The 24,551-nt window shown below is 59.4% G+C and carries 24 protein-coding genes; 23 read left to right on the plus strand and 1 reads right to left on the minus strand.

Annotated elements, in window-relative coordinates; genetic code table 11:
* Window positions 1–3 precede the first annotated feature (3 nt).
* The 6 genes from QQL54_RS08865 to QQL54_RS08890 all read left to right on the plus strand — a co-directional run bounded on the left by QQL54_RS08865 (window position 4) and on the right by QQL54_RS08890 (window position 10,074).
* Window positions 4–3,123 (plus strand): efflux RND transporter permease subunit, encoded by a 3,120-nt coding sequence (locus QQL54_RS08865; RefSeq protein ID WP_348520729.1) that lies wholly within the window; start codon window positions 4–6, stop codon window positions 3,121–3,123.
* A gap of 164 nt (window positions 3,124–3,287) precedes the next feature.
* Window positions 3,288–3,479: a hypothetical protein gene (locus QQL54_RS08870; protein WP_284389749.1), complete on the plus strand. Its 192-nt coding sequence runs from the start codon at window positions 3,288–3,290 to the stop codon at window positions 3,477–3,479.
* 170 nt (window positions 3,480–3,649) lie between these two features.
* Window positions 3,650–6,241 carry a DEAD/DEAH box helicase gene (locus tag QQL54_RS08875; RefSeq protein WP_284389751.1) on the plus strand — a complete coding sequence of 864 codons (2,592 nt, stop codon included), beginning with the start codon at window positions 3,650–3,652 and terminating at the stop codon, window positions 6,239–6,241.
* A gap of 123 nt (window positions 6,242–6,364) precedes the next feature.
* Window positions 6,365–7,969 carry an N-6 DNA methylase gene (locus QQL54_RS08880; protein WP_284389752.1) on the plus strand — a complete coding sequence of 535 codons (1,605 nt, stop codon included), beginning with the start codon at window positions 6,365–6,367 and terminating at the stop codon, window positions 7,967–7,969.
* On the plus strand, window positions 7,966–8,886 hold the full coding sequence (locus tag QQL54_RS08885) for a XamI family restriction endonuclease (RefSeq protein ID WP_284389755.1): 921 nt from the start codon (window positions 7,966–7,968) through the stop codon (window positions 8,884–8,886). The genes QQL54_RS08880 and QQL54_RS08885 overlap by 4 nt, the downstream gene beginning before the upstream one ends.
* A gap of 348 nt (window positions 8,887–9,234) precedes the next feature.
* Entirely contained in the window at window positions 9,235–10,074 is an 840-nt protein-coding gene (locus QQL54_RS08890; RefSeq protein ID WP_284389757.1) for a hypothetical protein, read from the plus strand.
* A gap of 145 nt (window positions 10,075–10,219) precedes the next feature.
* Here QQL54_RS08890 and QQL54_RS08895 read toward each other — a convergent pair whose 3' ends face one another.
* Window positions 10,220–10,483, minus strand: coding sequence for a metal-sensitive transcriptional regulator (locus QQL54_RS08895; RefSeq protein ID WP_284389761.1), 264 nt, complete (start codon window positions 10,481–10,483; stop codon window positions 10,220–10,222).
* 101 nt (window positions 10,484–10,584) lie between these two features.
* Here QQL54_RS08895 and QQL54_RS08900 point away from each other — a divergent pair, with 101 nt between their 5' ends.
* From QQL54_RS08900 to QQL54_RS08980, 17 genes are all read left to right on the plus strand, one after another.
* On the plus strand, window positions 10,585–11,058 hold the full coding sequence (locus QQL54_RS08900; protein WP_284389765.1) for a hypothetical protein: 474 nt from the start codon (window positions 10,585–10,587) through the stop codon (window positions 11,056–11,058).
* Window positions 11,059–11,302: 244 nt separating this feature from the next.
* Window positions 11,303–11,914 (plus strand): copper-binding protein, encoded by a 612-nt coding sequence (locus tag QQL54_RS08905; RefSeq protein ID WP_284389766.1) that lies wholly within the window; start codon window positions 11,303–11,305, stop codon window positions 11,912–11,914.
* Window positions 11,915–11,930: 16 nt separating this feature from the next.
* A complete protein-coding gene (locus tag QQL54_RS08910) occupies window positions 11,931–13,730 on the plus strand; it encodes a copper resistance system multicopper oxidase (protein ID WP_284389768.1) in 1,800 nt (599 codons plus the stop codon).
* Window positions 13,727–14,545, plus strand: coding sequence for a copper resistance protein B (locus QQL54_RS08915; RefSeq protein WP_284389770.1), 819 nt, complete (start codon window positions 13,727–13,729; stop codon window positions 14,543–14,545). Before QQL54_RS08910 ends, QQL54_RS08915 begins: the two co-directional genes overlap by 4 nt.
* A 9-nt stretch (window positions 14,546–14,554) precedes the next feature.
* On the plus strand, window positions 14,555–15,580 hold the full coding sequence (locus QQL54_RS08920) for a DUF2231 domain-containing protein (protein WP_284389772.1): 1,026 nt from the start codon (window positions 14,555–14,557) through the stop codon (window positions 15,578–15,580).
* Complete coding sequence (locus QQL54_RS08925; RefSeq protein ID WP_284389774.1) at window positions 15,580–16,686, plus strand: acyltransferase family protein; 1,107 nt, start codon at window positions 15,580–15,582, stop codon at window positions 16,684–16,686. Before QQL54_RS08920 ends, QQL54_RS08925 begins: the two co-directional genes overlap by 1 nt.
* The gene (locus tag QQL54_RS08930) at window positions 16,683–16,850 is read left to right on the plus strand and encodes a hypothetical protein (RefSeq protein WP_284389775.1); all 168 of its coding nucleotides are present in this window, start codon (window positions 16,683–16,685) and stop codon (window positions 16,848–16,850) included. The genes QQL54_RS08925 and QQL54_RS08930 overlap by 4 nt, the downstream gene beginning before the upstream one ends.
* On the plus strand, window positions 16,847–17,341 hold the full coding sequence (locus tag QQL54_RS08935; RefSeq protein WP_284389777.1) for a DUF411 domain-containing protein: 495 nt from the start codon (window positions 16,847–16,849) through the stop codon (window positions 17,339–17,341). The genes QQL54_RS08930 and QQL54_RS08935 overlap by 4 nt, the downstream gene beginning before the upstream one ends.
* Window positions 17,342–17,400: 59 nt before the next feature.
* Entirely contained in the window at window positions 17,401–18,309 is a 909-nt protein-coding gene (locus tag QQL54_RS08940) for a cation diffusion facilitator family transporter (protein ID WP_284389779.1), read from the plus strand.
* Window positions 18,306–18,806: a potassium channel family protein gene (locus tag QQL54_RS08945; protein ID WP_284389781.1), complete on the plus strand. Its 501-nt coding sequence runs from the start codon at window positions 18,306–18,308 to the stop codon at window positions 18,804–18,806. The genes QQL54_RS08940 and QQL54_RS08945 overlap by 4 nt, the downstream gene beginning before the upstream one ends.
* Before the next feature lie 101 nt (window positions 18,807–18,907).
* Complete coding sequence (locus tag QQL54_RS08950) at window positions 18,908–19,435, plus strand: DUF305 domain-containing protein (protein ID WP_348520745.1); 528 nt, start codon at window positions 18,908–18,910, stop codon at window positions 19,433–19,435.
* A 27-nt stretch (window positions 19,436–19,462) separates the two neighbouring features.
* Entirely contained in the window at window positions 19,463–20,257 is a 795-nt protein-coding gene (locus tag QQL54_RS08955) for a MauE/DoxX family redox-associated membrane protein (RefSeq protein WP_284389785.1), read from the plus strand.
* A 35-nt stretch (window positions 20,258–20,292) separates the two neighbouring features.
* Complete coding sequence (locus tag QQL54_RS08960) at window positions 20,293–20,646, plus strand: copper resistance CopC family protein (RefSeq protein ID WP_284389787.1); 354 nt, start codon at window positions 20,293–20,295, stop codon at window positions 20,644–20,646.
* Between the two features lies 1 nt (window position 20,647).
* A complete protein-coding gene (locus QQL54_RS08965) occupies window positions 20,648–21,472 on the plus strand; it encodes a copper resistance D family protein (protein ID WP_284389789.1) in 825 nt (274 codons plus the stop codon).
* 13 nt (window positions 21,473–21,485) lie between these two features.
* Window positions 21,486–22,004 (plus strand): YcnI family copper-binding membrane protein, encoded by a 519-nt coding sequence (locus QQL54_RS08970; RefSeq protein WP_284389791.1) that lies wholly within the window; start codon window positions 21,486–21,488, stop codon window positions 22,002–22,004.
* 2 nt (window positions 22,005–22,006) lie between these two features.
* Entirely contained in the window at window positions 22,007–22,258 is a 252-nt protein-coding gene (locus QQL54_RS08975) for a DUF5676 family membrane protein (protein ID WP_284389794.1), read from the plus strand.
* Window positions 22,255–24,474 (plus strand): copper-transporting P-type ATPase, encoded by a 2,220-nt coding sequence (locus QQL54_RS08980; RefSeq protein WP_348520730.1) that lies wholly within the window; start codon window positions 22,255–22,257, stop codon window positions 24,472–24,474. The genes QQL54_RS08975 and QQL54_RS08980 overlap by 4 nt, the downstream gene beginning before the upstream one ends.
* Window positions 24,475–24,551 lie beyond the last annotated feature (77 nt).

Genomic DNA, 24,551 nt, shown 5'->3' on the forward strand with positions numbered 1-24,551 from the left:
AACATGCTACATTTCATGCACCGCATAGCGGGTGGGCGATTGCTTGCAGCGATCGCGGCTCTCGCAATGACCCTGGGCGGTCTGTTCGCCTTTCGCGCCCTTCCCGTCGATGCCTTCCCCGATGTCACACCGTCTCTCGTCCAGGTGTTTACCGAAACCGACGGCCTCGCACCCGAGGAAGTCGAACGCTATGTCACCTTCCCGATCGAGACGGCCATGGCCGGCCTTCCCAAGATCGATCATATGCGGTCGGTTTCCAATTTTGGCCTGTCCGTCGTGAACGTCTATTTCGAGGATGGCACGGACATCTACTTCGCCCGTCAGGTCGTCGGCGAACGACTAGCCCAGGCCCGCGAGAGCATTCCCGACGGGTTCGGCGAACCGCAAATGGGGCCGATTTCCACAGGGCTCGGCATCATCCTCTACTTTCGCCTCGAAGATCAGACCGGAACGCGGAGCCTGGTCGAGATGCGCGAGATCCAGGACTGGATCGTCAAGTACCAGCTCCAGACCGTGACGGGCGTGACGGAAGTCCTGTCCCTTGGCGGGTATGAGAAGCAATATCAGATCAAGCTCAATCCCGACGCCCTGCTCTCCTACGACATCCAGATTGGCGACGTGATCGAGGCGCTTGAGCGTGGCAACCGGACGGAAGGCGCGCAATTCCTCGAACTCGGCTCGGAGCAATACACGGTCCGCGGCGTCGGCTTGGCTCAATCTCTAGACGATTTGGGTGACATCGTCTTGTCTGCGGCCGACGGACGACCGGTCAGGGTCCGTGATCTCGGAAGAATGGAGATCGGCGGCGGGGTCCGGCAGGGTTTGGCGACGGCCAATGGTGACGGCGAAGTCGTCGCCGGCCTGGTTCTCAAGCTCTACGGGACCAACACATCCGATGTCATTGAGCGCGTCAAAACCCGGTTCGACGAGATCAACACGACCTTGCCCGACGGCGTCACCGCTATTCCCTATTACGATCAGGGGACATTGGTGAACAAAGCCGCCGCCACGGTCACAACCGCGCTCTGGCAGGGGGCGCTGCTCGTGGCCTTGGTGGTCTTCGTCTTTCTGGGTGGATGGCGTCCAAGCCTTGTTGTTGTTCTGTCCATTCCCTTTTCCGTCGGCTTTGCCTTCATTGCCATGCAGATGCTCGGCATCAGTGCCAATCTCATGTCGTTGGGCGGCGTTGCGATCGCCATCGGCATGATGGTGGACGGGGCCATCGTCATCGCGGAGAATGTGGACCGAGGGTTCAAAGAGGACGGGTCCGGCGATGACAGGCGAACGACTGTCGCCCGCTCGACAGCCGAAGTCATTGCTCCGCTTATCGCGGCCGTGGCGGTCGTGATCGTCGTTTTTCTTCCGCTGTTCTCGCTCGAAGGTGTGGAAGGCAAAACCTTCCGTCCGCTGGCTGCGTCGGCGGCTCTCGCCATGATGGGGTCGCTTATCTATGCGTTCTTTATCGCTCCGCCGCTGTCCAACGCGCTGATGCGTCGAGGATCGAACAGAGCAAGCGACGTCAAGGAAGGCCGGATCGCGGCCGGTATCGGCAATGTCGCCGGTTTTTTCGTCCGCCGCCGATGGGCCGCACTGGTTCTCGCCGGGATTCTCGTGTTGGCAGGAAGCCTTGCGGGCTCCCGCCTGGGTTCTGAGTTCACGCCCGCGCTGGAAGAAGGTGACATTCTTCTGCGTGTCACCATGGCACCGTCGATATCCCTGACCGAAGCTGCGAAAACGACAACGCAGATCGAAAAGCGGCTTCTCGGCGCCTTTCCCGAAATCAAGTCGATCGTCACGCGCGTTGGCCGCGGTGAAGTCGGGGCACACGCCGATCCGACGAACAGTGCTGAAGCGTTTGTCGAGCTTCGTCCGAGAGAGGAATGGCGCGACGGCTTCACGCCCGAAGATCTGCGGACGGAGATTTCGGAAAACCTTGAGACCTTCCCTGGCATCGTCGTCAACATCGGCCAACCGATCGCCATGTCGGTCGATGAACTCCTGACCGGAACTCGCGCCGAGCTGGCCATGAAGATCTTTGGGCCGGATAGCGAAGTGTTGATCGACGCCTCCCAGGATCTGACACGACTGCTGCAACAGGTCGACGGAGCGTCGGAAGTCCAGGCCGATCAGATCACAGGATCCCCGCAACTGATCGTCACGACCGATCGTGTGGCCTTGGGTCGATACGGCTTGACCGTTGATGACGCGCTCGGAGCCTTGCGTGCCGCCGTGGGCGGGGCGGAAGCCGGGTCGCTGTTTGAAGGCGTTCGGCAGTTTCCGATCGTCGTGCGTTTCGAGGAGGGCCGCCGGGCGACCCCCGACGACATCAGCCGGATTATCCTCGAATCGCCATCAGGCGCGCGTGTTCCGCTCCAAGCCGTGGCTTCCGTCGAACGTTTGGTGGGCCCGCGTCAGATTACGCGCGAAGACGGCCAGCGCTTCATCACCGTCCAGGCCAATGTCAGGGGCCGGGATATTGGCTCCTTTGTGAAGGATGCCCAAGAGCTGACCGACGCAAATCTAGATTTGCCACCCGGTTACAGGCTGGTCTGGGGCGGGCAGTTCGAATTGCAACAACAGGCAAACGCCCGGTTTGCGGTCGTCATTCCGATCACGCTCGGTATCGTCCTGTTGATCCTTCTCTTAACATTCGGCCGGTTGAAATCCGCGCTTCTGATTCTGGTCAACATTCCCTTGGCCTTGACGGGCGGAGCGCTCGCGCTTTGGCTGGCAGGTTTGCCGGTCTCGGTTCCAGCCACAGTGGGCTTCATCGCACTGTTCGGAATCGCGCTCGGCAACGGCATGGTGCTCGTCAGTTTCATGGACGACTTTGCGCGGCAAGGTCGCGACAGGGACACGCTGGCGATCGACGCGGCAAAGCTCAGGGCGCGCCCCGTGCTGATGACGGCATTGACCACCGCTCTTGGGCTGGCGCCGCTCCTCTTTGCGACGGGTGTCGGGGCCGAGGTTCAAAGACCCTTGGCGACCGTCGTAACGGGCGGGCTGGTCTCATCAACCATTCTGACCCTTCTTGTCATCCCGGCCCTTCACAAGTGGTTTTCGCCGAGGCCGAACGGACATCGGTCTCTTGTCGAGACCGAACATTTCGAGAAGACAACATGATTTATGGCGATCCGTCTGCCGAAGAGGTCTCATGTAGCCCAAATGCAGCGAAGGCGTTTCACGCGACAAATGAGCATTATTTTGCATTTAAAACTTCCCTCGTAGGGGGCCGGAACAACTATCCATTTGTTGAATAATTCCAAGTCAGGTCTTGCACCGCAAGTATGCACCACCCAAGTCGGCCCAAAGGACTGGCGCTCGACCCTTCGACAGCGTTTCTAGCTTTTGTCGTCTGGCGTCTGTTGGGCACCGAGGTTGTCGCGCGTTTCAAGAAAACTCGCTTCACTAAAGCCTTGGAGGTCCGCATGAAGGCAATGACGAAAACGTCTGCGACCGCGTGGCTGGCGCTGCGGTGACTTCGGTCCCACTCGGGCACAGACGGCAAGGTAAGGATAATCGAAGGGTTGGGATTACGCCGTAGTCGCCAGCAGGGGGAGGGTTAACGCCCTCCCTGCCGCACCAACACTGTAATAGGATTTTCCATTCTGCCAGAAGGCATTCTGGCACCAAAGCTTTAGAAGTTTTCATGGCCTTCAAAACACGCTCAAAATCTTCAACCGTCGCTCCCAACCCAGCGGCTCACCTTCGAGGTATCTCAAACCGCAAGATTCCGGATGTCCTGCCCCATCAGAAGGTGATTTTGGAGCACTATGCACAGGAAGCCGTCGATCTGCCGGATGTAGCAATCCAGCTTCCTACAGGCGGAGGGAAGACACTCGTCGGCTTGCTGATCGCAGATTGGCGGCGTGTGAAGGACAAGGAGCGGGTGCTGTTCCTCTGCCCGACACGTCAGCTCGCGGCACAGGTTGTTGAACAGGCCAAGGATAAGTACGGCATAAGCGCCATCAATTTCAGCGGCAGGAAAGCCGAATTCAATGCTGCCGATGAAGCCGCGTACAGACGTGGCAAAGCCGTCGCCGTCGCCCCCTATTCCGCACTCTTCAACTCGAATCCCTTCTTCACTTCACCGGATCTTATCGTTGCCGACGACGCCCACGTTGCTGAGAACTACATCGCCTCCCCATGGACCCTTGATCTGCCGTCAGAACATCCCGCTCATGCCGCCTTGATCGGAGTCCTACGCAGCACGTTGACGAAACGCGACATCGACCGGTTGGAAGGCAACTGGGAAGACCGTTTCGCTGTAAATTGGGTCGACAAGGTTCCGTCTCCCGTTGTCCGGCGCTTTCACGATCAGATTCATGCTGTACTCCAGGCAAATATCCCTTCTAACGATCAACGACGCTTCGCCTGGCGGGCCATCGAGGGGCATCTCAGTGGATGCCACATTTACCTCTCGTCGCGCAGCATCACGATCCGGCCGATCATTCCGCCGACCTGGACACATGCACCCTTCAATGACGCGAAGCAGCGCGTTTTCATGTCCGCGACGCTCGGAGAAGGAGGTGATACCGAACGGCTGACCGGCCGGACCAAAATTGTGCGCCTGCCCTCACCGGACGGTTTCGAGCGCGATGGTGTCGGGCGCAGGTTCTTTATGTTCCCGACCTTATCTTTGGATGACAACGAGGCGGCAGACGTCCGACTGCGCTCACAAGCCCTGGCAACACGTTCCGTCGTCCTGACACCGTCGAGCCTTAGCGGACGTAACATCGAAGAGGAGATCAAGGCACGTCTTCACGGCTACGAAATCTTTAGCAGTTCGGACATCGAGACGCGCAAGTCGGATTTTGCAGCGACTGCCCGTGCTGTCGCGGTATTGCCCGGCCGCTTCGACGGGATCGACTTCCCTGGGGATGATTGTCGATTGCTCTGCATCGACGGATTTCCGGGGGCGATGAATCCGCAGGAACGATTTATCATGTCCAAAATGAGCGCCCGAGCCCTCTATTCTGCGCGCCTGCAGATCCGAGTGCTTCAAGCCATTGGGCGTTGCACTCGCGCGCTGAACGACCGGGCTGCTGTGCTTGTAACGGGCAAAGGTCTGGTCGAGAGTTTGACGGATCAAAGAAGGTGGAAGTTCCTCAAACCCGAACTACAGGCCGAGCTGGAAATCGGTGTCGAGCAATCGACGGATGCGAGCGCAGACGATTTCGTCGAAAACCTGGAACTCTTCCTGGCCGATAGTGACGAGTGGCAAGATGTCGAAGATGCGATTCAGGAGATTCGCGGGGAAGCCGATCAGGAAACGCCCCAATACTTTGCCGATCTGAGTGCATCCGTTTCCGAGGAGGTCAAGTATCTGAAGGCGGTTTGGAACGGTGACGAAAGGAAAGCGGCGGTCGCCGCAGCGAAGGTACATTCGCTTTTGAAGCATCCAGAATTACGCGGCTATAGGTCCTTATGGCACTATCTGGAGGGATCGGCGGTAGACCGGCTGAAGGCAGAAGACGGTGATCTTGTTGCAGACGAAGCCAAACCGATGTTCCTGCAAGCCAAGAACGCCGCGCCCAGTGTGAGCTGGCTGACCGATCTAGCCTATCGAAGCAATCTGGCTGGCAAAGCTGACGAGACGACGAAGGACGATCTCGACCTAGCAAGTCAGGTGGAAAATATTGCTTCCAACTTGGAAGCTCTGGGTTCGACTGGCCAAAAGTTCGAAAACGCGGTGGCAGAGATCCGACGCAACCTTCGCTCAGATGATGGCAGCACCTTTGAAAGAGGCGTCGAGGTGCTTGGCGGATTGTTGGGCTGGGAAAGCGGAAACAGCGATGCCGATGCCGCGCCTGATCCATGGTGGATAGGTGCAACCCAACTCGTCGTTTTCGAGGCCTATTCCGAGGCTACTTCGGATAGGGTGTTCGGAACGACTAAAGTCCGCCAGGTTATCACTCACCCGACTTGGCTAGCCGAGAAGCTGCCTCATACGGCTTCATTGCAGAAAACAGCGATTGCTTTGACCGACGCCGCTCACTGCGACACCGGAGGACCGGTTCATCTTGGAGACACCCTACTTTGGACGAAACGGGATTTCCTTGCCTGGTCCGACACGGCGATCGAAACGCTACGTGGTTTACGAGAAGACTTCACGAACAATGGTGACTTTGTCTGGACGACAAATGCGATGCAATCCGTGGAAGACGCTGGGCTCACTCTGCAGGCCGTTGTGTCGTCCTTGCCGCTCGCAAAGGAGGCCTTCATCGTAACAGGCAGTTAGGTCAAGCCTCCGATATTGCGTACATGAGTGCGTGTAAAACACTTTCCAGTTAGATGACCATGCACGATCCAGGACCGTGGGACCCTTGTTTTTTTTGACAAACACGACAATGACGTTGCTCAAATGTTCTTCCCGGCATTCATAACGGTCCCCGACGACACGCCTGCGACAGAAGACGAGCTTCGCAATGTTGCGCAAGGTCTCCTCTCAGTTTCAGAGAGCGACGGCCTTCGGCAGGCTATCACCCAAGCTGTGAGTGCAGGATATGATCCTCTAGGCGATATCTTCTGCTCGATCCGCGATGCAAAGACACGGCGTGACGATGGGGCCGTCTACACCCCTCCAGCGATCGTAGACGCCATGGTGGCATGGGCGGCTGCGACGACTCAACCGTCTCGCATTGTGGACGCCGGCTGTGGAAGTGGCCGATTTCTCTCGGCTGCAGCAAAGGCGTTCCCGAAAGCAGAATTGATCGGGTTCGACACAGACCCCCTTGCCTGCGACATCGCTCGTGCAAACCTTAGCGTACTCGGATTTGGTAATCGCGCTGAAATTCGACAGGAAGATTTTCTTCGCGCGGAAGTCTGCTCGATCGATGGAGAGACACTCTGGATCGGGAATCCGCCCTACGTCCGCCATCATCAGATCACGCCCCGTGACAAGGATTGGCTGAAAATGCACGCGCGGCTGCTTGACCTCCCGTCCAGCGGGCTTGCCGGTCTGCATGTCTATTTCCTGCTGGCAATTGCTCACAAGGCGAAGGTTGGAGATTTTGGAGTGCAGATTACATCGGCTGAATGGCTGGACGTCAATTACGGAAAGCTGGTCCGCGAGCTTTTCACTAAACAGCTCGGAGGACGAAGCGTTCTGACGCTGGAAGCCACAGCGCAGCCCTTTCCTGGCACGGCAACCACCGGGGCTGTTACGACCTTCCAGTTCGGCCAAACGGTCAAGGCACCGACATTTTCACGGGTCAAGACTGTGGAAGAACTGGGTTGTCTCGAAGGTGGCAAGCCAGTCTCCCGCGAACGGCTTCTCACTGAACCGCGTTGGTCACACTTCACTCGAACCCGTAAGACTATGCCGAGCGACCATGTCGAGCTGGGCGAGCTTTGCCGTGTTCATCGCGGCCAGGTTACCGGAGCCAATGCCGTCTGGATCGAGGGCGAACATACGCATGGGTTGCCGAACCATGTTTTTTATCCGACGGTCACGAAGGCCCGCGATCTCATCAACGCGGGAGCCCGCCTCCAGGACGCCGACGCGCTTCGACGCGTCGTCGATCTACCCAAGGACCTCTCTGTACTGTCTGAAGAAGACCGGACCGCCGTAAGGCGGTTTCTCCGAAGAAAGTCTGTCGCGGCGGCAAAGTCGGGCTATGTGGCGCAAAACCGCCGCGCTTGGTGGTCCGTGGATCTTCGCAAGCCCGCCCCTATTCTCGCCACTTATATGGCACGACGCCCGCCATCTTTTGTCCTTAACGATGTGGACGCACGTCATATCAACATCGCCCACGGCATTTACCCGCGTGAAGACCTCTCTCAACCCGTCATCGAAGCGCTTGCCACGCACTTACGCAATACGGCGACTTTGGACGGAGGCCGCGTCTACGCAGGCGGACTGACGAAGTTTGAGCCTCGTGAAATGGAACGCCTTCCCATTCCCCGTCCGGGTGTATTGGCTGAAATGGCGATGTCGATGGACTCGTCGATGGAAGCGGCTGAATGAGCGACGCCCCAGAATGGACGGAGGCGCAGCTTAAACATGACCGCGATCTCGCCGTCGACTTTTTTCGGGAGTCCAGACGTCAGGAACCCTTGGAAGTCTATGGCGGCTTCTTCGAGACCTATCAGGGACTCATGGAAGAACTTCTGGAAGAAACGGTCGATCTGACACATCTTGACGAAGCGATTGTCGAACTGATGGCGGACGAAGACAAGCAATACCTCGTCCGCTACCTCTCCGGGCCCCCTGTGTCGGCCGATGATCTTAAGACCATGCTCGACACAAGCACATTGTCGGCAGTAAAGTTCAAAACCGATCCCGAACTCTCGGCGCGCTTGATTGAGTTTATCCGGGACTGGCATGATCGACGTCGTTTTCCATGGCTGTCAGGAGATTGGGAGCCAGAGGAAGACGAACGAAGAACAGCCGTGATCGCAACGGCAGCAATGGTTGCAATGCAAAAAACGCAGACCGCGCGGAGAAGCAAAGGGTCAACAGCTCAAGAAATGCGCGTCGTCAATGCTCTGATCGAAGCCGGACTTGTCCAAGTCGATACCCGCACAGTCAGGGTCATCCAAGACGCTCCCATCGCCGGGGAATTCTGCCGGGAGTCCGTTTTCGCAGGCCGGAAAGCCGACATCATCATCGGTCTGTGGGACAATCGGACCATGGCGATTGAATGCAAAGTCTCGAACTCGGCCGTAAACAGTATCAAGAGGCTTAATGGTGATGCCGCGGTCAAGGCGGGAGTTTGGATCAAAGCGTTTGGAACTCACCAAGTCGTGCCTGCGGCAGTCCTCGAAGGCGTTTACGATGTCCATAACCTCGTCGATGCACAGTCACGTGATCTTACATTGTTCTGGGCGCATGACCTGGATCAGTTAATTGCCTTTGTTGAGAGTACGCGACCGTCTGGATAGTGATGGCTGACGCATCCGTGATATGTCCTTCTTGAAATCAAGCTCTGATAATGATTGACGAAGGGTCACAATCTCCCTTTCTGTTGATCGTTGTATGGTGAAAGCCTAGGTTCCCATCACCTTATGACCGGCTCCCCTGATTAGGACTTGTTCCTTCTTATGAGCCGGTCTTCTGCCTTAGTCGCGACACTCGATATGTCGAGATCCGCACTGAGATTGAGCTGGATTGTGGGATGGACCTCATGAATGCCTCTCACACCTTCGCCAAATATATTCGGCTATCGTGAAACGCGGGCGCTGTCTCTGCGGCCGGCTTTACCGAGTTCGTCGGCGGGCATAGTGAGGCCTATGACCAGTCCTTTTTATCGTCACAAAGCCCGACAATATCTGGAGGCTGCGGAAGCAAAGATGTCCTCCGGTCAAGAGGAAGACCTTCTAGATGCGGCCTTACGGCTTCGAATGGCCATGGAAGCGCTGACCTACGAACGCGCCAAGATCTACAAGGACGACCTCGGTCCGCACGGAATGGAAACCTGGCAACCTCGCAGGCTCATGCAGCGTATGCTGGAGATCGATCCACAAGCCGACGCCTCCGGCGATCTCCATATGGGTGTCGAGCCCTCATTCGGTGAAAGACCTGAAACCATGCGGTTCATGGGACGTGACAACGTATTGAATCTCAAGACCCTCAAGAAGCATTACGATGCACTCGGGAGCTACCTTCACGTCCCGACGATCGCAAAATGGACAGCATCTCGCGGTCACAATTTTGCCAAGCTTCGCTCTCGCTGCGATGCCTTAGTCGAAGCTATGCATGTCGTTTTGTCCTCTTCCGTTTGGAATGTCGATTTCAAGCAATCGGGTTCAACAGACTGCTCGAACTGCAATGCTCCGATGCGGCGTCGCTTAAGCCATGACGGCGAAACCCGGAAGGTCGAGTGCTGGGAGTGCGGAATGACCTACGACCTTCAAGACCTAGGTGATGGCAAGGTGATGTTCGATCCTCGTCAGGCAGCCGTTCCCTGCATTTCCGAAAGCTGCGATACAATCAATTATGTCGCGGAAGGCGAATGGGTTCCGGGCTTCGGATATGCCTGCCGCACATGCGGGCAGTCTCACCGGCTCGCTATGGGCGTGACGACAGGAGAGAGTCCAGAGAGCGATGGCTCCAACGTCACAAAATCATGAAGATGGATCATCCTCGCGCGAACTCCCCAACTTTGGCTAGCCAGCCATTCGGGTTTTCAGGGTCAACCTGCAGAGGTTTTGTCTATCAGTTCGCGGCTGGATCCAAGCTAGTGTAATGATGACTGTCCTCCAGAAGCAGAGCGCATTACCGCTTAAGTTTGTCGAACAGATCGATTAGTTCGACGACCTTCTCTCTTTGTGCCGCTGCATTGCCCGAAGCGATTGCGTCCTCGATACAGGTCTGGGCGTGTTCCATCAGGAGCTGTGACTCGGCGCGCGCAAGGGCAGCCTTCACGGCCTGCATCTGCTGGAGAATGTCGATGCAATATCGACCCTCCTCCAACATCTTGATGATACCGCGTATCTGTCCTTCGGAACGCTTTAACCGATTGATCGTACTGGCTGACACGTTTGGACACCTATCCGTTCGTTGACAAATACTGTCCGAGGGTATAGCGCGCTACCGGAATTGGAGCAACCGAGCCTATGGCCTTGGGTCAAATCAGAGCAATGTTTGCGCTGATCGTCGCCGTGACATTCGGCGTCGTGCAGATTCTTTGTGCCTGTCTGCCCGATAGCGGCGCTCTCCAGATTGCAGGCTCCGATAGCTCCGATGTCGCGGTCGCGCATTTGGCGCACAGTCCCGACGACATGCCGGAAGTCATTCTTCTGGCCGAACTGGCGACACCCCACGCGGGTCATACGATGCCGGAACCCATGCCGGAGGGTCATTGCGACCCTGACCCGCAGCATGACCATGCGGAGAACTGTTCGCATTGCGACGGCGCTAGTGCGGTTGATGCCAAGGCCGACCTGACAAACGCGCCACAGCTCGATCTCCCGTCGCAGTCCGTCACGCTCATTGCGTCGGCCCTGCCCTCGCCTCACCGGGCCGGAATGGCAGGTTCGGCCCTGCACGGACTCCGATGGCGTGACCCGCCGCGACCGACCCCCGTCACTCTCAAGACCCTCGCCCTGATCTAGGACATCGTTCCGACTGGCGGGCCGGATAGTCATCCGGCTTCCGCTTGGTCGTGTGCGGTTATCTGGTCCGTCCACTGGACGATCGCACGCGATCCCTCCCGACCGGCAGCGCCGGCGGAGGTGTCGTGGCAACGGTTTTCCCCTCCCCGCTTGCAAGTCATCTCTTCCTCAATCGCTGCCGGTCGGTCCTAGGACGCGGCGAGAATCCTCTGCCGTGTCCGTTCTCCAGATCAGGACATGACAAATGACTTTCACGATTGTGCGAACTCTCGCAGCTTCCATCTTCCTTGCGACACTCTCAGTCGCGCCCGTCCAAGCTCAAACGCACGAGCATCCTGGCCATGACATGCCCGCTTCCGGGATGCCCAAGATGGACCATGGCAAGATGGACCATGGTAGCATGAACCACGATGCCATGATGACGATGTGGGCCACCCACATGGTCGAGGCCCGCGGTTCTCTGGTCGCGCTGAACCCCGAAACGCGCGAGGCGACCATTCGCCACGATGCGATCCCCGCCGTGTCCTGGCCCGCCGCACAGATGGTCTTTCCAGTCGGCAACGGGGTTGATTTGAAAACGCTTGCGCCCGGCCAGGCTGTCCAGTTCACCTTGCACCGGGCAGCGGATGGGAGCCTTCCCCTGGTCGAACTCTGTTCCGCTCAAGGTAACGGCGTCACGCCGGGTCTGTGTGCCTCCGGCATGGATCACGCGACTATGAATCATGGCCAGATGGATCATTCGAAAATGGACCATTCGGCAATGCCGCATGGAGCCATGTCGCACGGCGATTCACACGCTTCGGGCACTGACGCAGCGACCCCGTCGAACGCGCATCGCCACGATGCGAACGAGTAGGCGCGGGGGCAAAGCCATGACATTCGACAGACGCCATTTCCTTCAAACCTCCCTCGGATCCGCCGCTGCGCTCGGTGCATCCGGGCTAATGCCGGCCTGGGCGCGGCCCGCATCGATGGGCAATCTGGGCTTGCCCGCGCTCACCGGGACTGACTTTGATCTGACGGTTTCCCAATTCCCGATCCGCATCGACGGCCGCGACACGCTGGCGACCGGCGTCAATGGAACCGTGCCTGCGCCACTGATCCGGTTTCGTGAAGACACACCTATTCGTCTCAACGTCCGCAACGATCTCGATGTTGACACCTCGATCCATTGGCACGGCCTGCTCGTGCCGTTCCATATGGACGGTGTACCCGGCGTCAGCTTTCCTGGGATCAAGCCCAGGTCCAGCTTCACCTACGAATTCTCGACCCCTCAGAACGGGACTTACTGGTATCATTCCCATTCCGGGCTGCAGGAACAGGTTGGTCACTACGGCCCGCTCATCATCGATCCGAAAGGCTCCGATCCGGTTGCCTATGACCGGGAATATGTTCTCATGCTGGGCGACTGGACCTTCACGGACCCGCACCGGATCTTCGACAAGCTGAAGAAGAATGCGGAGAGCCTGAACTTCAACCAGCCCACGATCGGCAACCCCAAGGGGCTGACCGGGATGTGGGGTGCAATGCGGATGTCGCCGAACGATCTCGCCGATGTCACGGGCGAGACCTACACTTACGTCATCAACGGCCATTCCACGGCCGACAACTTCAACATGGTCTTCCGGCCCGGCGAGCGGGTCCGGCTACGGATCATCAATGCCGCCGCCATGACGCTCTTCAACGTCCGGATGCCCGGCCTGCCCATGACGGTCGTCCAAGCCGACGGGCTGAACGTCCGTCCGATCGAGACCGACGAGTTCCAGATCGGCGTAGCGGAAACCTACGACGTCATCGTCCAACCGACGGAAAGCCAGCCGTTCGCCTTCGTGGCCGAAAGCATCGACCGGTCCGGCCAGGTCGTCGCCACGCTGGGTCCGCGGCCCGGCATGCGCGCAGCCGAGCCAAGACTGCGGCCCGTCCCCGTTCTCACGATGAAAGACATGGGAATGGACCATAGTTCGATGGCCGGTATGTCCGGCATGGATCACGCCAGCATGTCCGGGCGGACAGCGTCAATGGCCGGACACGCGGCGATGGGCCACGGTCCTGATCCGCATGGGGCGCCCGTCCAACTGCCCCGCGTCGAAGCAAATTTGGAGCGCGGTCCCGGCGTCGTCAACATCGCCGCCATGCCCATGAGCCGTCTGGACGAGCCCGGCATCGGCCTGGAAGACGTCCCGCATCGCACGCTCACCTACGCCGACCTGCGCAGTCTCGAACCCAACCCCGACACGCGCGCGCCCGCCCGCGAGGTCGTCGTGCATCTGACGTCCAACATGGAACGCTACATGTGGTCCTTCGACGGCGTGAAGTTCTCGGAAATCACCGCACCGATCACCTTCATGGAAGGCGAGCGGGTCCGGCTGACCCTGGTCAACAACACCATGATGCCGCATCCGATTCACCTGCATGGAATGTTCTTCGACCTCGTCAATGGCGGCGGCGATCACATGCCCCGCAAGCACACGGTCGTCGTCAAGCCGGGCGAGAAACTGTCCGCCGACATCTCGGCCGAGCATGTCGGCGACTGGGCGTTTCACTGCCACCTCATCTACCACATGCATGCAGGCATGATGCAGGTGGTGACGGTTCAGCCGAACCCTCTCATCGAGCGTAAAGACCGGATCGACGCCGCATTGGCGCGCCCCGATGCGGAGACGGCCCCATGATCCGCCGTGTCGCGTGGGCAGGAGCGACCGTACTGTCGGCGTTCGTTCTCTTGTTTCCCCTAACCGCGTCCGCGCAGAGTTCCGAAAATCCGGATGACGGCAAGCCTTGGTCCATGGCCGACCGATACTGGGGCGAAGAGGCTATGGCCGAAGCGCGCGAAGAGGTCATGGCCGCCAACGGCGATCTCAACACCTATATGGTCATGTTTGACCGGCTGGAATGGCAGGACACGGGCGGGGACGGCACGCTGCTCTGGGATTTCCAAGGCTGGTATGGCGGCGACATCGACAAGCTCTTCATCAAGAGCGAAGGCGAAGTCTCCTTGGAAGACGACGAGATCGAAGATGCCGAGGTGCAGGCTCTCTGGTCACGCGCCGTCGCTCCCTTCTGGGACGTACAGGCCGGTCTTCGATACGATCTGGAGCCCAAAGGCCGCACCCATGCGGTTCTCGGCCTTCAGGGTCTTGCACCTTACTGGTTCGAGGTGGATGCAGCCGCTTTCCTCTCCACGGATGGCGACCTGTCGGCCCGCATCGAAGCCGAATATGAGCTGCGTTTCTCCCAACGCCTCGTCCTGCAACCTCGCATCGAAGCCAACCTGTCGGCGCGAGACATCCCAGAGCTCGGCATCGGCTCGGGCTTGACCGGGATCGAGCCGGGCGTGCGTCTCCAATATGAAATCCGACGCACCTTCGCGCCCTACATCGGCGTCGAGTGGCAGAAGCAGTTTGGTGACACGGCAGATTTCACGCGCGCCTCTGACGAGGATTCCGACAAGATCGTCGGCGTCGTCGGCTTGCGGACCTGGTTCTAGGAGGTCGCCATGGGAGGTTTCATCGAGCCCAATATCCACCCGGTCATCGTTCACTTCGGCTTTGCGCTCATTGTCGCCGCCCTGCTGGCCTATCTGCTGGGGTTTCGTCGTCCGGTCACACCCCGCAGCGAGACCTTGACGACGGCGGGAGACTGGATGCTCGCATTCGGTGTCCTCGCCATCATCGCGACGGCCGCATCGGGCCTTTGGGCCTATTACACGGTCGCCCATGACGGTCCCTCCCATGCGGCCATGACGCTCCACCGCAATTGGGCTCTCCCGACGGCTGGCGCAGTTCTGTTCATCGGAGCATGGCGGTGGACGCAGCGTGTCGCGCCACCGACACTGGGCTTTCTCGTAACATTCGGGCTCGTCTGCGCGTCCCTGACGGCAACGGCCTGGCTGGGCGGCAAGCTCGTCTACCACTATGGATTAGGCGTCCAGCAACTCCCCGTCGTCGCCGGAGAGGGTCATGACGATGGTCACGATCATGATCACGGGCCGGAAATCGCGACGAAAGCCGATCCAGATGCTCAAGCACGTCATGATGGATCGTCTGAAGACCTCCCCTTGGAAGACATGTCGGCAGCCGGCCCCTCGCAAATTGCGGACATGGTTGGCGATGCGCTCAGGACTGAAAACGCGGCGGCACTCGAAGCTCTTTTCCTGCCGTCCGTCATCATCGCCGAAGGGGGCGCAGCCGAGCGTTCCTTCGAGGAATATGCCTCCCATCACATGATCTCCGACATGGCCTATGTCGGCGCGACGACCGCGCAGACTGTGAAACGGGACGTCATCGATCAGAATGGGCTGGCCGTGGTGGTCACGGAGTCCCTCATCACGGGACGCTTTCGGGAGACAGACGTTCGAAATCAGCTCATGGAGACGCTGACACTCCAGAAGACCGATGCGGGCTGGCGGATCGCCCACGTTCATTGGTCGAGCGGCGCAGCCCCTCAACCCAGCGACGCGAGCCATAGCCACGACGATCACGAGCATGTCGAACCCGACGCGGCGACGGAAGGGTCCGACTGATGGTTGCTGTTACACCCTATTCGGTTCCCCGCGATCCCCTGCTCGGAGCCAATCACCTTACCGCTATTCGGTGGCTGCTAGCCAGCCTCGTGGCGCTGGGTCATCTCTACCTTCTCACGACCGCTTACGAGCCTGTGCGGATCCATCAATGGACGGGCGGATATATGGCCGTGAACGGATTCTTCGTTCTCAGCGGCATGTTGATCGCCAAGAGCCTGTCGTTCCGGGGCGATCTCAAGGCCTATGCGGTTTCGCGGGCCTTGCGCATCTATCCGGCACTCATCGTCCTTCTCCTGGCGTTCGCCTTCGTGTTCTCGCCTATTTTCTCGCGACCCGGCGGCATCGAGAACGTCTTGTCACTGGAGACGTGGACCTATGTCATGCGCGTCCTTCTGTTGGGAGATCCGCAAAACGCCCCGGGCGGTATCTTCGCTGGCAATCTTGAGGCCGACTTCAACGGGCCGCTTTGGACCATCCGCTACGAGATCGCGGCCTATATCCTGGCGGCGCTCGGTTTCGCGGTAGGCGTTCTGAAACGACCTGTCCTGACGCTCTGTGCGTTCATCGCCGTCCAGACGGCCTATCTGGTCCTGCCATACGTGATGGACGTGTCGATTCTTCCGACCGGCTTCGTCCCGCTCCTCCGGCTGTCGTCCTGCTTCCTTCTTGGTATGGTACTCTGGCACTGGCCCCGCGCCCGCCGCCCGCATTGGGGACTTGTCGCTCTGGCCATTGGCGCCTTTCTCTGGCTCGGCAGCGGCTTTGGCGGCGAATTTCTTGCAACGCTGGCGCTGACCGGCCTGATGTTGCGGTTCGGCCTGTCGGATGCGGCACATGCTCCGGTCGTGGCCATCCCCGACTATTCCTACGGCATCTACATCTGGCACTATCCGGTAATGCAGGCCGTCATGTTCCTGCGGCCTGACACCGGTCCCCTAATGCTGGGGCTGCTCTCCACGCCGATCTGGCTCAGCCTCTCGGCTGCGAGTTGGCATCTGGTCGAAAAAGCGGCGCTACGTCTCAAGCCCAAATCCCGCCCCTCGGCAAATCTCTCTTCCCCTGACGCCCCGCACAGCGTCGCCTCCAATGAAAGGACATTCTCATGACCGACAATAAGAAAAGTTGCTGCGCGCCAAAGTCCGACCCGCGCGAAACGGATAGTGAGCCGGAGTCGACGACTGTCTCGACCGAAGCGCCCGCGACGCCCAAAGACAAGGCCGACTCCAAGCCCAAATCCGGCGGGGGATGCTGCTGCGGACCGACGTCATGATGCGCCGGCTGGTCATCGCATGTGTTGCCGCCATCGGGCTTGTCGCCTGTTCGGCTGACCGGAACGCGTCTGAGACCCAAGCCGCGTCCGCGACGGCTCCGACTGTTGCGCATATCACGGTCCACAAGACGCCAACCTGCGGCTGCTGCACGCAATGGGTCGAGCATGTCGTGGCCGAGGGATTCTCGGTGACGGTGCATGACCATGCAGACCTGACGCCGATCCGGAAACGTCTCGGGATCCCGGAACGGTTGGCATCCTGCCATTCTGCGGAAGTGGATGGCTACGCACTGGAAGGCCATGTGCCCGCGAGCGACATCCTTCGTCTCCTTTCTGAACGTCCCGACGCGATCGGCCTGTCCGTCCCGGGTATGCCGGCCAGCGCTCCGGGGATGGATATGGAGGGCGTCAAGCAATCCTATGCGACCCTGCTGTTCGACGCGGACACCGCGACCGTCTTCACCCGTCATGACGGGGACGCATCCGATTGAACCCTCCAGACGAACATAAGAAAACGGACCAAAAATCTGGCGAGCACAGCGGCCACGACATGACGGCCATGGGTGCGAACGAACGCGCCTTGAAGATCAGCGCCTTTCTGACGGGGATCTATTTCTTCGTCGAACTCGGTCTCGGCATCGCCAGCGGGTCCATCGCCGTGCTCTCTGATGCCTTCCACACGTTCTCGGCTGTAGGCGGTGTTCTGCTCGCTCTGGTCGCCGGGCGGATCGCGGCGCGCCCGGCCGACCGTCACCGAACCTTCGGATCGTTCCGAGCGGAACTGATCGGGGCACTCCTCAATGGCCTTTTCCTGCTCGGTATGGCCGTCTTCGTCATCTATATGGGTATCCGCAGGCTGCTTGATCCGGTCGAGCTTGAATATGGTCTCATGCTCGCCGCCGCCGCGGGCGGTCTCGTGACGGAACTGATTTCACTCTACGTCCTGACGCGAGGGTCGCGCGACAATCTCAATATGCGCGGCGCGTTCTGGCACGTCATGCAGACCTTTGTCGGCAGCCTCATCATCATCGTCGCAGCGGCGGTCGTCTATTTTACGGGTTTCACCCTAATCGATCCAATCCTGGGGACGGCCTTTGGCTTTGTGCTCATCTGGGCGGGCTGGGGCATCACGCGCGATACGCTGAACCTGCTCATGGAAACGGTTCCCATCAATGTCGATCTTGAAAAGATTGAAGTCGCCTTGACGGAACTTCCGGGCGTCGAGGATCTGCACCATATCCACGCCTGGTCATTGACATCGGACCGCAACCTTTTCTCCGCTCATATCGGAATTTCTGAAACCGCGAACGCGCAGGATGTGATCCGCGCCGCAGAAGCTGTTCTGACGACGAGTTTTGACTTCTACTTTACGACTTTTCAGGTCGAGCCAGTCGGCAGCCATCCCGTCCGTGCGCGGTCCATCGACTATGTCTGGATGGACCGGGAAGATCCGTCATGATTGTCGCGGTCATCATTGCCGGTCTGACCTTTGCAGCCACCGCCATCTTGCATCTCGGTGTATTGCACGGGGTCGCGCGACGGATCGACGACGCGTTCACGACCGGCCCCCTGCTCTGGGTCGGCACGTTCGGGCTGATCGGACTTCTGCATGTGACGGAGGCCGGTTTCTACGCAGCGGCTCTGAAGGCTGGTCAAGCCTTGGGACTGGGCGGTTTTGCCAGCGCTGACGGCCAGTCGGGGTGGATGGACACCTACTATTTCGCGCTCGTGAGTTACACGTCCCTTGGCCTCGGCGATATCTATCCGACGGGACATCTGCGCCTGATTGCAGGCGTGGCATCGCTCAATGGCTTCCTGCTGATTTCCTGCTCGGCCGCCCTGCTCTTCCGGATGGTGAGCCGTCCACACTTCAGCTCATCCGAGCAGGCTCCACCGCTTTCCAAAACCCGGTTGCCCCGTGCGGCCCCCTCAGTCCCCGGCCGTCAACGCCGATGACCTCCCCTCACCCACCCATCCAACAGAAGGATAGATCGATGACGAAAACCAATGACGAACAGGCCGAAGCGAACGCTGCGACGACGCACGCACACGGGGCCATGAAACATGGCAGCAGCTATGGTCGGTTCCTCGCCATGATCGCCACATCGACGGTCATCATGCTCGGACTGATGTATCTGAATAGCTACCAGCTCAGCCATGTCCGCTTCTCGGAAACCCGCACTTACATGGCGCTTTATATGGGCGGGATGATGTCGCTCGTCATGCTCGCTTTCATGTGGGGCATGTACAAGGACAAGGCCAAAAGCTGGGCCATCGTCGCCGGATCGGTCTTGCTGTTTGCCGTCGCGCTGTTCCTCGTGCGCTCACAGGTCACCGTGCAGGACCGGGCCTGGATGAAGGCGATGATTCCGCACCACTCCATTGCCATCCTGACAAGCGAACGGGCCGAGATCGATGACGTTCGGGTTCGCGAACTCGCCAACGAAATCATCGACGCCCAGCGCCGCGAGATCGCCGAGATGGAATGGCTCATCCAGGACATCAAGGACAATGGAAAGGCCGCTACGCAAGCTGAAGCCGACGCCCGCCCCGTGCCTGACTTCAGCACGTCCGACGGCCAGTAAACCATAGCGATACGATAGGAGAACAAGATGAGTATTTCGGAAGAACTCGTGGTGAATGAGACCGCAAAGGGCCGAAAAGCCATTGTCTACCGGATGGTGATGGCCGACCATGTCTGTCCTTTCGGGCTCAAGACGGTGGATCTGCTGAAACGCAAGGGGTTCACGGTCGAGGACAATCACCTGACCAGCCGATCTGAGACGGACGCCTTCAAGGAGAAGTGGGGCGTCAAGACGACGCCCCAGACTTTCATCGGCTCCGAGATAGCGCAGAACCGTATTGGGGGCCATGACGCACTGCGCGAACACTTCGGATATTCGGTCAAAGATCCGAACAAGAAGACCTATACACCGGTATTGGTCGTCTTTGCCATCGCCGCCTTGCTCGCCATAGCCGGTGTCTGGGCTCTGACGGGCGGGCTGTCAGCTGTTCTGACCATTGAATGGTTTGTCGCATTTTCGATGGCGATGCTCGCCATGTTGAAATTGCGCGATCTGGATGCCTTCTCCAACATATTCCTGAACTATGATGTGCTGGCGCGGCGGGTCGTCCGCTATGCCTATATCTATCCGTTCGCGGAAGCCTTTGCCGCCGTTCTCATGGTGGCGGGCGGCGTCTGGGGCCTGATCGCCGCGCCGGTCGCCCTTTTCATCGGCACGATCGGTGCCTGGAGCGTGTTCAAGGCCGTCTATATCGACAAGCGCGAGCTGAAATGCGCTTGCACGGGCGGCGGCACGAACGTCCCCCTCGGCTTCGTCTCCCTGTCCGAAAACCTTGCCATGATGGGCATGGGAATCTGGATGATCGTCAAAGCCGTGATGTGACGCTGACACCTCATCTCTTGACTAAGGAAAAGACCATGAAACGAATGATGACACTCATTGTCGCGCTCACTCTGATGACCGGAATACCGACCCATGCGACAGCCCATACCTCCTTGTCCGCGTCGAATATCGTCGCGGGATCGGAGGTTTCGCAGGTTCCGGACACGCTCGAGCTGACCTTTGCAAAGGCCGTCGGCCTGGCGGCAGTCGAACTGATGGGGCCTGACGATGAGACCCGTACGCTTCAGACAGCGAAGACAATGGACAAAGTCCACCGCGTCGCGCTTCCAGCCCTGACGGCTGGCCGATACATCGTAAAATGGCGGGCGGTCGCCAGTGACGGACACGTCATGAGCGGCGAAATCCCCTTTACGGTCGTCTCCGACTGACATGACGGGCAGTCTCGTCATATCGGCCAAGGTTCTTTTTTATCTGGGCAGTCTGTTCGGAATCGGAGCGGGTACGCATTACGCGGTCTGGATCGTCCCCTCACGACGGTGGCTTTGGGTCGGAGCCGCGTCCGCCCTTCTCGCAATCAGCTTTCGGCTGTTGGGACTGAACTTGGAAATGGTCGGCGATCCGGTCCGAATATTCGACTTTTCCATGTTCGGCTGGGTCTGGCCGGGGGTTCGGGACCAGGTCTTCGCCTTGGTTCTTGGCGCAGGCATATTGGCGATAGCCTCACTGATGCGTCTTCGCTTCGTCGCCTTCATTGGTGCGCTGTGTGTGGCTCACGGGTTCGGGCTGTCTGGACACGCCCGGAGCGAGGGCATGCCCGACCTGCTCTGGGTGCTCGTCTCGGCGCATGTGCTCTTCGCGGGTTTCTGGTTCGTCGCACCGCTGACGCTCTGGCCGCGACAGGGACACAATCGGCCGGACGTATCGCGCAGACTCCACGCCTTCAGCCGAATCGCGATCTATGCTGTGCCCGTGATGATTGTCGCGGGACTTTGGCTGGCTCTGATCATCGCCGACGGGCCCACTGGACTGCTCGGATCGACCTATGGTCGTCTGCTGCTTTTAAAGCTCGTCGTCATCACCGCTGCCTTGGCGCTTGGCGCCTATAACAAGTTCCGGCTGATGCAACCCATCGATGCGGGCGAGGCCGGCGCCTTCGTCCATCTGCGCCGCTCGCTTTCGCTCGAATTCACCCTCTTCCTCGCCGCCCTGATCACCATTGCCGCTGCGACGACCCTCTTTGGCCCGCATTCCTAGAAGGAGACGAACTATGCTCATCCGATCGATAATCGGCCTTGCCGTGATAACCCAAATAGCCGGACACGCTTCAGCCCATGTCGTCTTCAATGTTGACGAAGCGGAACCCGGCACTTTTCATACGGCCCAGCTTCGCGTCATGCACGGATGCGAGGGGCAGCCAACGGACCACGTCCGGATCGTTATGCCGGACGGTGTGACCCGTGTGACCCCCAGAGTCGTGCCCGGATGGGACATTTCGGTGGAGATGCGCACGCTTGACGAGCCGATCCTCCTGCACGGCTTCGAGGTCAAACAAGTCGTGGGCGCTCTGATCTGGTCGGGCGGATCCTTCCCGGACTTCGCTTACGAGCAATTCGAATTTCGCGCCATGCTGCCGGACGATTCCGGCCGTCGCCTCGACTTCGTCGTCAACCAGGGTTGCGGCGATCTTAGGCTAGACTGGGACGACATCGCTGCGCCTGACGCCGATCCGTGGGCACTCGAAGAACCCGCCCCTTACATCACGCTCACTTCTAAAAACGGAGACTGACCATGAAGATCGTTCCTCTTGGCTTCACCTTGTGCATCTTTCTCGCCGTGACCTTCACGCTCTGCATGATCTGGGGCCTGCTGACGCCCGAGACGCTGCATATGCACACAGCCTGGGAGGGCTGGATGCCGGGCTCTAACTGGTCACTCGGCGGCTATCTCGTCGGGCTGGTCTGGACTGTCGTTTACGGCTGGTATGCGGCTCTTGTTTTTGCGCCGCTCTATAATTTCTTTCACCGGAAACCACGATCATGACGGACGCGCACCCGCATGATCATTGCCATCCTGATTCCGATCGCGAACCGGCCAAACCCGACGCGGCCTATAATCATGTTCCTGTTGGCTATGACGGAACCGTTTTCACCTGTCCGATGCACCCGCAGGTGCGAAAGATCGCAAATATAGGATGTCCAATTTGCGGGATGGCACTTGAACCTGAAACCGTCTCCCTCGACACACCTGAGGATACGGCCGAACTGGATGACATGACCCGCCGCTTCTGGGTGTCAGCCGCCCTGTCGTTGCCACTCTTTGTTTACGCCATGGGCGATCTCATTCCGGGCCGTCCGCTTGACCGCTTTGTATCATCGGACTGGTCGCAATGGACCCAGATTGTTCTCGCCGCTCCCGTCGTTCTGTGGGGCGGCTGGCCTTTCTTTGTGCGCGGCTGGAAATCCGTCGTGACCCGGCGCCTCAACATGTTCACCCTGATCGCACTCGGTGTTGGCGTCGCCTTTCTCTATTCGCTGATCGCAGTTTTGCTGCCAGAACTGTTCCCGGCCGCTTTCCGCAATGAAGACGGACAGGTTGCCGTCTATTTCGAGGCGTCCGCGGTCATCACTACGCTCGTCCTGTTGGGACAGGTGCTCGAACTTCGAGCGCGGAGTCAGACTTCTGGGGCGATCCGCGCCCTTCTGGAGCTGGCCCCGCCGACCGCGCACCGTATCAATGCAGACGGCACCGAGACCGAGATCGCGCTCGAAGAAGTGAAACTTGGCGACCGCTTGCGCGTCAGACCGGGCGAAAAGGTGCCAGTCGATGGTCAGGTGGCCGAAGGACGGTCCAGCGTGGACGAGTCCATGGTCACGGGCGAGCCTATGCCGGTCGCCAAGACGGTCGACGCCAATGTTACCGGCGGCACGGTGAATGCGACCGGTAGTCTTGTCATCGAGGCGACGCGGATCGGCGAGGATACGATACTGTCCCAGATCGTACGCATGGTCGCCGAAGCGCAGCGGTCGCGCGCGCCGATCCAGAAGCTGGTCGATACAGTATCGGCCTATTTTGTACCGGCCGTGCTGGTTATCGCCGTCGTGACATTCATCGTATGGAGTCTATACGGCCCGGAACCGGCCATGGCATTCGCCACGGTCAACGCGGTCGCCGTCCTGATCATCGCCTGCCCCTGCGCATTGGGCCTCGCCACGCCCATGTCGATCATGGTCGGCACGGGCAAAGGCGCGCAAAACGGTATTCTGATAAAGAATGCCGAAGCGCTGGAAACGATGGAAAAAGTCACGACCGTCGTGGTGGACAAGACCGGCACGCTCACCCAAGGACGCCCCGAGCTGGTCAAGGTCGAACCCGCTGCACCTTTTGACGAAATGAACCTGCTTGCCCATGTCGCTGCCGTTGAAAAGGCAAGCGAACATCCGCTGGCCGAGTCCATCGTCCGGGGAGCGGCCGAGCGGGAGATCAAGGCGCTCAACGCGGTCGATTTCCGATCCGTAACGGGCGAAGGGGCCGAGGGTAAAGTCGGGGGTCGGTCCGTCGCCATCGGTAATGACAAGATGATGCGCCGGGTCGGCGCTCACGATACGGATCTCGCGACGTCCGCCGAGCAGTTCCGGAAGGACGGCCAGACCGTCATGTTCGTCTCCATCGATGGCAAGCCAGCCGGGCTGATCGGCGTCACGGACCCGATCAAGGCCACGACACCAGACGCCATCAATCAGCTGCATCGTAGTGGCTTGAAGGTCGTCATGCTGACCGGCGACAGCGCGGGCACGGCCCATGCCGTGGCGAACAAGATCGGGATTGATGATATCTACGCCGATGTCTCGCCAGAGGACAAGAACCGGATCGTCCGCGAGTTGCAGCAAGCCGGAGAGATCGTCGCCATGGCCGGAGACGGGATCAACGATGCCCCCGCCTTGGCACAGGCAGATGTGGGGATCGCCATGGGGACCGGAACCGATGTCGCCATGGAAAGCGCGGGCGTGACGCTGATCCGCGGCGACATTCTGGGAATTGCGCAGGCCCGCACTCTGAGCCGGGCCACCATGCGCAACATTCGTCAGAACCTGTTCTTCGCTTTCATCTACAACTCTCTGGGTGTCCCGGTCGCAGCGGGCGTACTCTATCCGGCCTTCGGACTGCTGCTCAGCCCGATGATCGCTGCGGCGGCGATGAGCCTGTCATCCGTGTCCGTCATCGCGAACGCCCTGCGTTTGCGTAGTGCGGATCTGTAGGACCACGCCGATGTTCATCCGAATGATTGCACGTCCCCCTCACGCCCTTCGTTCCCTTGGGGCGCTTCTGATAGGCT

The sequence above is a fragment of the Algimonas ampicilliniresistens genome (assembly GCF_030159955.1).
GTDB lineage: Bacteria > Pseudomonadota > Alphaproteobacteria > Caulobacterales > Maricaulaceae > Litorimonas > Litorimonas ampicilliniresistens.